Consider the following 13,042-nt stretch of genomic DNA (forward strand, 5'->3'; position numbering starts at 1 on the left):
CCGGCCTCGAAGCGGCGACAGGCTCATCGGGAACCACGACAACTTCGGCAAAGCCCGTCTGGCGGGCTCTCATCGTGCGGCGCCACTTATAGATCAGGCTGGTCGCGACATCGTACTGACGCGCCACCGCCGCCACCGTGGACCCGGGCGCGAATGCCGCGGCCAGTATCCGGCACTGATCCTCTTCACTCCAACGACGGCGACGCTCAGGCCCGGTCAATAACGTCACATGGCTCATGCTGTGCTGCTAACTACGCTCGCAAGGACGACCTCAAGAGCGCAGCCTCGCTATCATGCCATGCTCGCGCAAGGCGGCCCTCGCCGGAGGCGTACTGTCCCAGTGAGCGTTTCGCAGCTTTACGTGCTGGCGAACGTCCGCCGTGATCACATTGCCGCCCGAATGGCAATGCAGCGAGATCAAACGAAAGCGTTTCGGGCGACAATGCCTTTTCCCCAGCCGGGCGCAATACGCTCAATCGTGATGGTCTCCTCACAGGTATGACCCTGCCATTGGAGGCGAACCTTCATGCCGCGACTGCCTGTGCATTGGCACAGGTAGATCAAAGAGGGATTCTGTTCCTCAGAGGATTGATAATCGCGAGGAGGCCAGGAGCGTCACCGCTTGAGTTTTGGTGCGCACGCCGAGCTTCTTCTTGGCATTGTCCAGATGGAAAGCGGCCGTACGCGCCTTGATCCCCAAGATGCAGCCGATCTCCCAGGCGGACTTGCCCCTTGCCGTCCATTGCAGGCATTCGTACTCACGGGGCGTCAACGAAACACCATCCACCGCCAGACCACCTGAAAGCTTGCGGCGAACAGAGATGTGAAAGCACATCGCCATAATCTCGAGCGCCTGTTCATATTGCTCGGCGGTGCGCAGGAAGGTCGGATCGAGCCTGTCTGCCGCGAAGGTCATCGCAGCGACACCGCCGCGGCGATCGACAAGTGGAATCGTCAGTCCGCAGCAGATGCCGAATTCGGCAGCCTCATCGAAAAGCTGTTGCTGTCGCGTTGAAATGCCGGCATGGCCGAATCCCGGTCCCCACTGAAAGGGACATTCGCTGCATCTTGCCCATTCTATGACCGGGTCAATCTTTTCATATTGGCGGCGCAAGTAGTGCGACGTCCAGCCGGAATGATAGTTCGATATCAGCCTGGGTTTTGTGACGCGATCAGACACCAGAGACAGATAGGCGAATGCGGGAATTTCGAAGGCGCCGGCGGCGCTGGCCAGTGCGTTATGGAAGTCGACTTCATCAACGCTCAAAGACAACTGATCCAGCAAAGTTTCGAAGACGAGCTGCATTTTCTCCTGCGGCTGTTTCAATTAAACCTGGGACTTATATTAGCAGATACGGCGAGAAGACTTGCCACCGAGATTCGACGCTGGAAAAATTCATGGCGGTGACTACTCTCCGGACCTTCGATCATATGAAAGGAGGTGCCTGCGACCTCGACGCCGGCTGCCGTAAGCCGCTGGTCCGAAGCTGCGATTGTGGGCGGTTGCCATGGTGAATGGAAATATCGAAGCTCGATGTGCCATCCGGATATGCAGATGACCTTCTCGAACTGTCGATTGCGGACGCGCGACAATCACGCGGATACAGCGGGTAAAAAAGGCGCCCTGCCGGCGGGGAGGTACACCGGCAGGGCGGGCCGCACAAACGCCCCGGTCGTTGGGCAACAGGACAGCGGCGGCAGAACTCATTTGGTTACCGCTTGCGATCGAAGTCTGAAGCATGCTTTAGAATCTGACGGCTTCAAGTTTAGCAGTTTCGGTCGGCTCGGCGTGAAATGCGCTGTCAACCCGTCTTCACCAATGGGACATCAATGGGCGACCAGTTCTAATGCCGGGCTGACGTCAAATGTCTGGTCCGTGGGAAAGTTCATCCCAGGGACCACCACATTGGTTACCCGGGACGGCGTCGAACCCGGGGCTCGCTTCCGTCGGCGTTCTGTTCATATCGCATTCTCGGCCTTCAGCGCGCGATAGGTCGTCTCGACCGATTTCGCGGTTGCGTCGACAATTATGTCGATCTCCTTCCGGGTGATGATCAAAGGCGGGGCAAAGCCGAGGATATCGCCGTGCGGCATGGCGCGGCCGATGACACCGTTCTCGAACAGAGCAGCGGCGGYGCGAACCCCGACCTGAAGATCGGATTCAAACGGTATCCCCTGCTTTGGATCTCGCATAAGCTCTACGGCGGAGAGGACTCCGACACCACGAACCTCACCGACGATAGGGTGCCCCGCCAGTTCGGCATTCATGCGTGCATGCCAATACGGTCCGACATCGCGTACATGCTCCAGAATATCTCTTTCCTTTAGGAGTCGAATATTGGCGAGCGCGGCCGCAGCGCAAAGCGTATGACCCGAATATGTCCAGCCATGGCCGAGGGCGCCGTGCTTCTCTGTTCCTTGTTCCAAGACCGACCAGACGCGGTCGCCAATGATTGATCCGGAGATGGGCAGGTAGGCCGAACTCAACCCTTTGGCGATGGTGACGAAGTCCGGCCGCATGCCATAGAGGTGGGAACCGAATTTCTCACCGGTTCGCGCGAAGCCACAAACCACTTCATCGGCGATCAGAAGGACATCGTACTTATCCAGCACCTCTTGAATAGCTGTCCAATATCCTTTTGGGGGCGGAACGATACCGCCTGTCCCAAGCACCGGCTCGCCTATAAAAGCCGCAACCGTCTCCGGACCTTCAGCGAGGATGAGGGCTTCAAGTTCGTCGGCACAACGGCGGGAGAACGCCTCCTCACTTTCGCCGTCAAGCGCCTGGCGATAATAGTGCGGCGTCGTGGTATGGCGCACCAGATCCAACGGCAGGTCGAAGAAATTATGGAAGAAGGCAAGGCCCGTCAGGCTCCCGGTGACCAGCCCAGACCCGTGATAACCGCGATGTCGCGAGATGATCTTCTTCTTTTCAGGGCGGCCTAGAATGTTGTTGTAGTACCAGACAAGCTTGATGTTAGTTTCGTTGGCGTCGGAGCCGGAAAGGCCGAAAAAGACCCTTCGCATGTTCTGACCAAAATACTCGACCACAGCCTCTGCCAAGAGGGCGACTGGCTCTGTTCCTTGACTTGCGTAGACATGGGCGAACGGCAATTCGTGTGCTTGCCTGGCAATGGCCTCGGCAATTTCCGTGCAGCCATATCCCATGTTGACGCAGTAGAGCCCACCGAAACCGTCGAGGCTCTTTCGGCCTTCGGTATCCCAGATGTAGACGCCTTCCGCACCGGCCATAATCCGATTTGGGGTCTCGCCCCGGCTGTGCTTGGCCAGATGCGTAGAAGGATGAAAGACGAAGCTTCGATCCTTCTCTCTGAGTTGCTCGGTTCCCAGATTGCTCAAGCGCATGGTCCCTCTCCTCGCCAAAGTTGGCGGGGCACTCGGCCAGCCGCCTCTCTAGAAATAGCATACCGTAAACGTCGCTGGAGTTTCGCGGGAATGCACGTCTTTAGCCGACGATTTCGCGGAATTGACGTAAAACGCCGTGGAACCAAGGCTTCGGCGTTCACCACTGCCGTAGTGCGGACAAGGGGATCGGCGAATTGGATTTCACCGGTTTGGTCACGACAAGACTGTAATATTGATCGATCCCCAAGCCTGCCTGCAGCAGTCCCTCCATGAAATCCTGATACGCAGCCATGGACAGAGACGCGACGCGCATTAGATAATCGATCCGCCCGCCGATAGCCCAGCAGTCCAGGATTTCCGGATATTCTTGGATCGCAGTCTCGAAGTGTCTTTGGTCCTCGAGGCGATGACGATCCAATACGACCTCCACCATGACAAAGACCATGCCGCCGATGAGAGCCGGACTCAGTCGCGCGTGAAACCCCTCAATAATCCCTGCGACCTCGAGTGCACGGAGCCGCTCCGAGCAGGCCGACGCCGAAAGATGAACGCGTTTTGCAAGCTCGCTTTTTGAAATCCGGCCGTCCGACTGAATCTCTGAAAGAATCCGGAGATCCCAGGCGTCCAGGCGCACAGGATTGGGTTTCGACTTCATGACCTTCTGCTCTTAGCCGTTGTCGACAATGAATTGACGCCAACCAACCGAACTTGGTCGGAAGGCTCAAACGCCAATGATGCGTGCGATGCTGTCGGCCGCCATGCGCTTGCGCCACTCAAGAGGCCCGGAATTGTGAATGGAGTTTCCCTCAACATCGACAGCCATGATGACAGGCATATCCTGCACCTCGAATTCATAGACTGCTTCCATGCCCAGGTCTTCAAAGGCAACGAGCCGCGCTGACTTGATCGATTTTGATATCAGGTAGGCAGCCCCCCCTACTGCGATGAGATACGGCGTTTTGTAACTTACGATCGACTCGATGGCCGCCCGTCCCCTCTCCGCTTTGCCCACCATCGCGAAAAGTCCGGTTTCGGCGAGCACCTTGTCCGTAAAATCGTCCAAGCGGCTGGAGGTTGTCGGGCCAGCCGGCCCGACGACCTCATCTCTCACGGCGCGGACGGGTCCAACGTAATAGATTACGCGTCCCTGCAGATCGAACGGAAGCGGCTTACCGGCGTCGATCAACTCGACCATTCGCTTGTGGGCCGCGTCACGGCCTGTCAGCATCTTTCCGGACAGAAGGAGCGTTTCACCACAGCGCCACGATGCCGTCTCTTCCTTGGTCAACGCGCCGAGGTTGACTCTTCGTACGCCTGCTGGATTCAATTCGTCGGTTCCAATGTCGGGCCATTCGCGCAAGTCGGGCGGCTCCAGCCCGACTGGTCCAGAGCCATCCAGGGTAAACTTCAGGTGCCGGTTGGCGGCGCATTGCGGAATAAGCGCCACGGGCTTGGACGCCGCATGGGTAGGATAGGTCGCAACCTTGACATCGACTACTGTCGTCAGGCCACCAAGGCCTTGGGCGCCGATGCCCAGCGCGTTAATTCGTTCATAAAGTTCAATCCGCAGTGCCTCCTCCGCGCTCAACGCCCCCCTGGCGATCAGTTCCGCCATATCGACGGGCTCGTTCATGGCTTCCTTGGCAAGCAGCATCGCCTTTTCAGCGCTACCACCGACGCCAACGGAGATCAGGCCGGGCGGACACCACCCACTGCCAAGCGTCGAAACGGTATTGACCACCCAGTCGGAAACGGACCCGCTGGGGTTCAAGGTGGTAAAGCGTGCCTTATTCTCTGACCCGCCGCCTTTTGCGGCAATGGTGATCTCAATCTGGTTCCCTCGCACAAGGTCAACGTGGACGACCGCCGGCGTGTTGTCACGGGTGTTGACCCGTCCGGAGAGCGGATCGGCAACGATCGATGCCCGAAGGGGATTGTCAGGGTCGAGATAGGCCTGACGGACGCCCTCATTCACAAGGTCGGCGAAACTGACCGTTGATTTGATGCGGGCGTCCATGCCGACCTTCGCGAAGACCACCACAAGGCCGGTGTCCTGGCAGATCGGCCGCCGCCCGAAGGCTGCCATGCGGGAGTTCAGCAGAATCTGCCCGATGGCATTCTTCGCCGCCGGGCTCTGTTCACGCGTATATGCCTGCGAAAGATAGCGGATATAATCTGGAGGATGGTAATACGAGATGTACTGAAGGGCGTCTGCCACGCTCCTTGTGATGTCCTTGCCGGCGATGGTCCGTGTTCTATTTCCCACCGGATTTCATCCAAATGAACCGAGGCCGTTGACCATTTTCAGGATCTGGAAGCTCCGCACTCCCTGCTCACCTCCTTCATATCCATAGCCGCTCTGTTTGATGCCTCCGTAAGGCGCATCCGCTGAAACCCCTTTCAGGTAATTCACACTGACAGCGCCCGCCGAAAGGCCATTAATCAGCTTCTGTTGCGCGTCGGCAGCGCCAGTGAACAAATACGCGGCCAAGCCGTAATCGGTGGCGTTGGCTTCCTCGATGGCCTCTTCGATCGTGTCGAACGGCGCGACCGTGAGGATCGGTCCGAACGGCTCTTCATGAAGCACTCTCGCTTCATTTGGCACGCTCGTCAGGATGGTTGGCGGCCAGTAAAAGCCCGGTCGGTCGAGGCGGGTTCCACCTGTCTCGATGCGGGCGCCACGATCGACCGCATCCTTGGTCAGGCGCTGCATGGCCTCGATACGCCGCGCGTTTGCCATCGGTCCCATCTCGGTTGCAGGGTCGTCCGGCAGGCCTATCCTGATCTTGCGGGCGGCTTCCGTTATCCGTGATAAGAATTCCCCGTAGAGGGGCCGAGCTACGAGAATCCTGCTGGGTGCGTTGCAGCTCTGGCCCGCGCACTCGAACTTGTATTCAGAAATTGCCGGTATGGCGTTCGCCAGGTCGGCATCCTCGCACACCACGACCGCCGAGTGACCGCCGAGTTCAAGGATGCAACGCTGCAAGTTATTCGCGGCAAGCGTGGCCAGCTGTTTTCCAACTGCAGTTGAACCCGTGAAAGTCAAGACCCTCACGATTGGAGAGCTGAGCAGATGCCGCGATATATGCACCGGCACACCGAAGACAAGATTGACCACGCCGTCGGGGATACCTGCTTGGCGCAACGATTCAACGATATGGACAGCCACGCTCGGTGTCTCTTCAGCCCCTTTGAGGATCACAGGGCAGCCCGCCGCCAGCGCTGGGGCGAGCTTGCGGGCGATGAGAACGGCCGGATAGTTCCACGGCGTAAAAGCAGCAACGACGCCGAGTGGCTCGGGGACGATCATCCGGTTCGGGCCCATCGGAATAGGGGCCGACAGCTCTTCGGCGTGGGCGCCGTTCCACTCCAGTGTTTCGACGGCGCGCGCGTACTCACCTGTCGCTTCGGCAACCGTCTTTCCCTGTTCGACCGACAGGTCCTTGGCTGCTGCTTCAATCTTCGTTGCCAAGATTCTTGCGGCTGCTGCCAGGATCTCGCCACGTTCTTTTGCAGGCCGTGAAGACCAAGTCTTACGGCTGCGTTCTGCCGAAGCGAGGGCCTCATCCAGATCCGACACCGTCGCCGAGGCCACCGAAGCAAATACCTTCTCCGTCGCCGGATTAATCACCGGCAATGTGGCTCTGCTACCACCGGCTCGCCATTTGCCGTTTATAAAGAGCTCGTTGCTCCTAGCGTCGGACATGCGCGCGCGCTCCACTGCTCTAATTTGCTAGGCGAGCGCCTTTCGATGTCGAAACCGCTGAACTCTCGCCTGAGCCAGTTTCATCGCGACGGTCGCGGCGGGTCAAATATCGATTAGTGCCGAAATCCATCTGGAATCCAGATCGATCTAACGGCTGTCAGGCCGCGTCAGGAACGGATGCTGCCCAGCGGCGGCTCTCTATCAACTCTCTGGCGACCTTAGGAATGAGCTTGCGGACCGAAGAGACGGCCGCAGAACGCTCATCTTTAGGATTTACAGCGAGCACAACCGAGCGGGTAATCACTGGATCGACGATCCTGACCGTCCGGACCAGCCCTTGAGAGGCTTCTTTCTGGACCGCGGACGGGGCGAGAATAGAATGCGCTTTCCCCTCTACGACCATGTTGATGATCGTTGAGAGCGAGTCCACCTCAAACTTGACATCCAAGGCGCAGCCGTGTTGTGCGACGACGTCAGCCACCGAGCGCCTGACGTTGTTATTGCRCATGGGAACCGCCAACGGGAACGCATGCAGGTCCGCCAGACATATCGACTCCTCGAAAGGCGGCTCACCTGACGGCACCACCAGACAGAGGTCTTCGCGCGCCAAGACTGTCATTCGCCCCACACTGTCCGCGGTGCGATAGAGAACTGCCAGATTGAAGCGTCCAGCAGCCATCCACTCCTCTAGCGGTCCAGTCATGCCCTCGACCATCTTCAGGGAAACTTTGGGCAGTTCGTTTCTAACCGACTCAAGCAGCGGGCCGCTTAGGACTCGAGCAGCTCCTGACGGAATGCCAATAGTCACCTCCCCCGCCGGGGAAGCAGCTGAGTTGGTCAATTCCACCTCGGTAAGTCGAATTTCCCTGAGAATCGCTCGCGCCCGATCGAGGAGTTTGGCTCCCGACGCCGTGACACTCACGCCGGTCCTATCGCGTATTAGCAGCTGAGTGCCGAAGCCTTCCTCCAGTTGACGCACGTGAAGGCTCAGCGCGCTCTGAGCGATATTAAGGAAAGCGGCGGCCTTCGTGAAGCTGCCTGCTTCAACCACGCCGACGAAATATCTTAGCTGCCTAATTTCCACGGGTACTCTTCCGAGGGCCAACTCCAATTCTGTAATCTATCTCGAAATGCGATGGCGCGATAGCAATAATTATGCCACGCTGCCGAGACCCTCGGACGGGGCAATTGGGGGGTGAAGTCTCGCCCGGTTCCCATCAGTTGGCGAAGGTCTCAAACGTCCAGCTCGGCTTGCGGGCCCAAGGCGATGATTTCACGGGCCCTTTGAATGACCGGTGCATCGACCATCTTTCCGTCCACGGCGAAAGCACCTCTGCCCCGGGCCGAGAAATCGGATTGCGCCGCGACCACACGATGGGCCCACTCGAGTTCTTGTGCGCTTGGCGAGAATGCCTCATTGAATATGGCCACTTGTGTCGGATGGATCGCCAAGGCTCCTACGAAGCCAAGCCGCCGCGCACGCGTCGCGGCTTCACGAAGTTTATCGCTATCGGAGAACTCGCCGATGCTCCCTACGAAGCCCAGCGGGAGCAAGCCGGCCGCACGGGCGGCAAACAAAACAGAAAGATTCGGCGCCAACAGAAGGTCGAACTCAGGGGAGCCGCCGACAGCGGCACTGAAGTCTTCGGGACCGAGCGCCATTGCGACCATCCTGGGATGTGCCAACGCAATGGCCGCGAGCCTTTGCAGGGCCCCCGGGGTCTCGATCTGGGCAAGGAACCGGATGCGCCCCATCGGAAGACTTCTTTCCCGTTCAAGTTCGGAAACTGCATTGGCGATCTCTAGTACCCACTCTGCCGAATCCGTCTTCGGAAGAACAAGCGCGTCAACACCCACTATCACTGCTGCATCAAGATCGGCCGCCAAAGCGCGCAAACCATGATTAACGCGGACCAAGACAGATGCGCCTTTCCGGCCCACCTTTGCCACGCATTCAGGAACCTGCCGCCGTGCTTCTCCCTTCTGATCGTGTGGAACGGAATCCTCAAGGTCAAGTATGACGCCATCCGCACCCCGCTCATGGGCCGTCTCCACAAAGCGCGGTACGTGAGCGGGTACGAAGAGCAGGGATCTCCAACGTGGTACAGACATCGCGGTTTCAACTGACGGAAGGGTGTCCGCAATCATGGAGTCACCTCTGCAATCAATCTTAGCGACCGTGACCACGGTGGGCTTGCTGGATGGCAGACGCGCTGAGATGATCCGAGGTACACAGGCTTTTCGCAAACCGCGAGCGCACTCCCCATACTCAGACTCGCGCTCACGCTGACGCGGCTCGGTCGCGCAAAAGCTCCAGAACCTCCTCTCGGACAGCCTCAGTATGAGCGCCGAGAGCCGGAACTGGGCGTAGCGAGGGCTGTTCATAATTGAAAATTGCCGCCGGCGCGATCGTCTCGACGCTTCCTTCAGGCGTGCCAATCTCGACTCTGCGGACATGTGGATGTTTTGAAACATCCGCCACTTCGCTCAGTCGGCCATATGCCAGTCCGGCCGCCTCAAGCTCCTGCATTGCTCCCTGGCATGATAGTTCAGAGAACCGCCGTTCAATGATCTTATCAAGTTGCGCACGGTGACTGAGGCGCTCCATATTATCGGCAAAACCAAGTGCGCGTGTAAGTTCCGGCTGCTTGAGGAACTTCTCGCAAAAGCTCACCCATTCGCGGTCATTCTGAACCGAAAAGATGACGTCCTTACCATCGGCACAACGATAGGCGCCATATGGCGCCAGAGACGGGTGTTTCACACCGGCGCGTTCCGTCTGGTAGTCGCTATAGTCGTTTTGCAGAACCGGAACATTCATCCAGTCAGCGACAGCATCGAACAGTGACACCTGAATGCAGGTCCCTTCGCCGGTGACCTCGCGGTGATACATCGCCTGAAGAATGGCGCTGTGCGCTGTCATGCCCGCTGAGATGTCACAGACCGAGACCCCGACACGTGCGGGCCCTTGTTGGTTGCCGGTGATCGCACATAGACCTGTTTCGGCCTGGACGATGAGATCATAGGCCTTCAAGTGTGAATAAGGCCCTTTGTCACCGAAACCCGAGATATCACAGGTTATCAGGCGCGGAAATCGGCGACGCAGATCAGCAGACCCGAAACCTAGTTTTTCGATGCTGCCCGGCTTCAGATTCTGGATAAAGACGTCAGCAGCGGCAATAAGCGTGTCGAGGACCTCGCGGTCCGCCTCCAACCTCAGGTCCAGACACACCGATTCCTTACCCCGATTAAGCCAGACGAAGTAAGCACTCTGCCCTCGGACCAACTTATCGTAGCTTCGGGCAAAGTCCCCTTCCGGCCGTTCGATCTTGATTACCCGGGCGCCGGCATCCGCAAGGCGAGACGAAGCATAAGGCGCGGCCACGGCCTGCTCCACTGCAATGACGGTGATCCCCTCAAGGCTATTCTGCATTAGTGACACCGCGCTTTTCACCCAACATTCTTAGTTGCTCGACGGTTCAGGGTCGCGAGCAACCGGTCCTGTTCGTTCCCAACGATAGAAAATGCCTCGTCGACACCCATCCCGGGCTTTGCGAGCATCATGGCGGCCTGGGTCGCTACCGAAACGTGGACTGAAGCCTGGGCGGACAGATCCGTCTCGGTACAGCTTCCCCCGACATACGCCCCTACCTTGTTCGCCTTGCAGATGAGAACAGCACGAGCCGTGTCGGCTATTGAGCCGACATCCGGGGTCTTGATTTGCACGAGATGCGCGGCCTTCGCTTCGGCAAAGAGCCGAATGTCCTCAAGCGTATTGCATCTCTCATCCACGACAATGCGTGCGCTAGAACCCCGGTTGTCCAAAATCGACACCATCTTGGCGTAGTTCTCAATTTGAGCTTGCGTAGAACCAAAGTCCGCCGGCGACTCGATGTTGAGCGTGAAACCCGGGACGGTATCTGCAACCTCGCAGATAAAGTCGGCGATGCTTTGCGGCTCCAGGCCGATTTCCGATCCGATCCAGCCATACACATCGAAATGCAGCACCGGCTGGTATCCCGGAGGGCCGATTTCGCGCGTGCGCTTTGCAACCCACTTCACGAACTCCATGAAGGTCTGGCCGCCTACGCCGAATTTCTGCCGTGAGTTGATCAGGCCGTGGGGAAGCACATCCACGGCTTTCAAAATCATCTTGTCGACGTTAATTTCGCGAGCATCACCGCTCTGGCAGTAAATCGGGATCCTGCGCGTCGGCAGTGGCAAATCAAACTCGTCGCATATGATCTCCGCCATGGTCTTCCGATGAAGATGAGCCGCCACGCGAAGGAGAGCCTGGCTTACTCCATACTCAAGAGCCAGAGGCAGCCGCATGTTTTCGAAGGGCCCGAAAACTCTCGTGCAAGCATCAAGATAGCGAGATGCATCGACATCAAAAAGCCGCGGAGCGATGACGCGTGATGTCAGATCGGAGATTTGTTTCGGGTCGAACAGAGGATTACGTCCGCCGGCACCAGAGTACTGGACACCCATCGCGTCGCCCCAAGCAACCATATCATCTGCCAGGACAAGCCCGACGCTGAGCGACGATGCCGGAACGCGAATGGACGTGAAGCCGGGCGTTATCGGTTCGCCGACATAGATGAAGCCGTCCTGGGTTGCGCCGGCTCTGATAGCAGCCTGGTCGTCATAGAAAAACGCGCCATTCCCAGGCACAAGGAGGACGTCTTTTATCCGCACTTCAATCGGCTCTATCTCTAAGGGACCGCGTTGGCGGCCGGATGCAGTTTCGTTCTGCTACCTGCCAAGTATGCGCCATGTGGCAAACAGTTCGCCAATATAATGTCCCGGACGGTGCCATCGCGTTTCCAGATGGCCGGCGCCTGTCTAAGTAATCGCCTTCGCTCTAACGCATCTATTCGGAGACCAGTCTGAAACAGTGATCTTTCGATCCAAACTGGTCCCGGGAGAGAATAGCGTCTCTTAGAGACCGTCTTGAAAATCGTCTGGCTATTGGTTCGGTTTGAGACTTGGTTATGATTCAAGCTGTGGATGTGGACAGGGCAGAGCCGTGCCGGATGGCCCAGATTGCCAAGAAGACCAAGCGCTACCCGTCTGATTTGACGGACGAAGAGTGGGAGCAGTTCGCACCACTGATGCCCAAGCCTGGGCGTCGCGGCCGTCCGCGCGAGGTTGATTTCCGAGAGGTGGTCAACGCCGTGCGCTACCTGGTCCGCTCCGGTTGCGGTTGGCGGATGCTGCCGATCCATTTCGGCCCCTGGCAGACGGTCTATGGCTGATTCCGCGAGTTGGCGCGGCGAAGCGCACCGCGCCCACATCGAGGCAACCTCGATTCTCGACATCCACTTCGTCAGTAATCTCGACAAAGGCTCCGCCGAGCACCTCGACAACGTGACCTACTGCTCCCGCGGCCAGGCCAAGAACTTGATCAAGATGCACAAGAGCCAGCTCGCCTCCGACAGCACCAGCTGCCGCTCACCGATCGCCAACCAGGTCCGCCTCATCCTGCACACCGCCGCATACTGGGCTCATGCTGGCCCAGCCCGAGTCGTCAAGCTCGGCGTCCGCGTTACCGAAACGTTTCGCGCATCCGTCTGGCCTTCGCCGTCACCTTTCCCGAGGCAAGTCTGTTCCGAGCGATCGCCATTCCCGCTACAGCCCGCCGCGCCAGAGCGCCGGGGCATCAAAGCCCTAACCCAACCGCCTCCACCCTCCAGCACGTGCCACAAGTCCCCTCAGCCGCGGCGAAAAAGACGCCTCACGCCTTCACGTCCGAGCGCTCTTTGGCAAAGGAACCAAGCTGCTCGTAAATAGAAAGGGCTAATAAGGCTTTTACTACCTTCTCGGGATTCTTCCTCCATCAGTTCGGCTGCGGCAGATTTCAATCTCCAGGGGACCGTCGTCCGTGATCTCAATGCAGCATCGAATTTGAGGCATGTCGATAATGCCGTCCCCATCATGTCTCGGTCGGAGACCAGATGCTGCGTCGGA

General features: G+C 58.3%; 10 protein-coding genes and 2 pseudogenes. 2 read left to right on the forward strand and 10 right to left on the reverse strand.

What is annotated here, in order from left to right; all coding sequences use genetic code 11:
• From LCM4577_RS24065 to LCM4577_RS24110, 10 genes are all read right to left on the reverse strand, one after another.
• Positions 1 to 238, reverse strand: a 238-nt coding sequence (locus tag LCM4577_RS24065) for a transposase (protein ID WP_116390155.1), incomplete at its 3' end; no start/stop codon positions are given.
• A 342-nt stretch (positions 239 to 580) separates the two neighbouring features.
• On the reverse strand, positions 581 to 1,306 hold the full coding sequence (locus LCM4577_RS24070) for an autoinducer binding domain-containing protein (protein WP_071073826.1): 726 nt from the start codon (positions 1,304 to 1,306) through the stop codon (positions 581 to 583).
• Between the two features lie 653 nt (positions 1,307 to 1,959).
• Complete coding sequence (locus tag LCM4577_RS24075) at positions 1,960 to 3,366, reverse strand: aminotransferase (protein ID WP_071073828.1); 1,407 nt, start codon at positions 3,364 to 3,366, stop codon at positions 1,960 to 1,962.
• A 157-nt stretch (positions 3,367 to 3,523) separates the two neighbouring features.
• Positions 3,524 to 4,021, reverse strand: coding sequence for an Lrp/AsnC family transcriptional regulator (locus LCM4577_RS24080; RefSeq protein ID WP_071073830.1), 498 nt, complete (start codon positions 4,019 to 4,021; stop codon positions 3,524 to 3,526).
• Between the two features lie 66 nt (positions 4,022 to 4,087).
• Positions 4,088 to 5,632 carry a fumarate hydratase gene (locus LCM4577_RS24085; RefSeq protein WP_071073832.1) on the reverse strand — a complete coding sequence of 515 codons (1,545 nt, stop codon included), beginning with the start codon at positions 5,630 to 5,632 and terminating at the stop codon, positions 4,088 to 4,090.
• Positions 5,633 to 5,638: 6 nt separating this feature from the next.
• Positions 5,639 to 7,072 carry an aldehyde dehydrogenase family protein gene (locus tag LCM4577_RS24090; RefSeq protein ID WP_071073834.1) on the reverse strand — a complete coding sequence of 478 codons (1,434 nt, stop codon included), beginning with the start codon at positions 7,070 to 7,072 and terminating at the stop codon, positions 5,639 to 5,641.
• A 157-nt stretch (positions 7,073 to 7,229) separates the two neighbouring features.
• Positions 7,230 to 8,156 (reverse strand): LysR family transcriptional regulator, encoded by a 927-nt coding sequence (locus LCM4577_RS24095; protein ID WP_071073835.1) that lies wholly within the window; start codon positions 8,154 to 8,156, stop codon positions 7,230 to 7,232.
• A gap of 149 nt (positions 8,157 to 8,305) precedes the next feature.
• The gene (locus LCM4577_RS24100) at positions 8,306 to 9,220 is read right to left on the reverse strand and encodes a CoA ester lyase (RefSeq protein WP_071073837.1); all 915 of its coding nucleotides are present in this window, start codon (positions 9,218 to 9,220) and stop codon (positions 8,306 to 8,308) included.
• 133 nt (positions 9,221 to 9,353) lie between these two features.
• The gene (locus LCM4577_RS24105; RefSeq protein ID WP_071073838.1) at positions 9,354 to 10,505 is read right to left on the reverse strand and encodes a CaiB/BaiF CoA-transferase family protein; all 1,152 of its coding nucleotides are present in this window, start codon (positions 10,503 to 10,505) and stop codon (positions 9,354 to 9,356) included.
• A 17-nt stretch (positions 10,506 to 10,522) separates the two neighbouring features.
• Positions 10,523 to 11,770: a methylaspartate ammonia-lyase gene (locus tag LCM4577_RS24110; RefSeq protein WP_071073840.1), complete on the reverse strand. Its 1,248-nt coding sequence runs from the start codon at positions 11,768 to 11,770 to the stop codon at positions 10,523 to 10,525.
• 312 nt (positions 11,771 to 12,082) lie between these two features.
• Here LCM4577_RS24110 and LCM4577_RS24115 point away from each other — a divergent pair.
• Both LCM4577_RS24115 and LCM4577_RS24120 read left to right on the forward strand, forming a co-directional pair.
• A pseudogene (locus tag LCM4577_RS24115) lies at positions 12,083 to 12,327 on the forward strand (transposase); the annotation flags it as partial.
• Positions 12,328 to 12,361: 34 nt separating this feature from the next.
• A pseudogene (locus LCM4577_RS24120) lies at positions 12,362 to 12,693 on the forward strand (transposase); the annotation flags it as partial.
• Positions 12,694 to 13,042: the final 349 nt, after the last annotated feature.

It is taken from the genome of Mesorhizobium sp. LCM 4577 (assembly GCF_001854795.2).
GTDB classification, from domain to species: Bacteria; Pseudomonadota; Alphaproteobacteria; order Rhizobiales; family Rhizobiaceae; genus Mesorhizobium; species Mesorhizobium plurifarium.

Coding starts and splice junctions, on each gene's coding strand:
- LCM4577_RS24080 (WP_071073830.1), bottom strand. CDS start 4,021: ATGAAGTCGAAACCCAATCCTGTGCGCCTGGACGCCTGGGATCTCCGG.
- LCM4577_RS24070 (WP_071073826.1), bottom strand. CDS start 1,306: ATGCAGCTCGTCTTCGAAACTTTGCTGGATCAGTTGTCTTTGAGCGTT.
- LCM4577_RS24105 (WP_071073838.1), bottom strand. CDS start 10,505: ATGCAGAATAGCCTTGAGGGGATCACCGTCATTGCAGTGGAGCAGGCC.
- LCM4577_RS24100 (WP_071073837.1), bottom strand. CDS start 9,220: ATGATTGCGGACACCCTTCCGTCAGTTGAAACCGCGATGTCTGTACCA.
- LCM4577_RS24090 (WP_071073834.1), bottom strand. CDS start 7,072: ATGTCCGACGCTAGGAGCAACGAGCTCTTTATAAACGGCAAATGGCGA.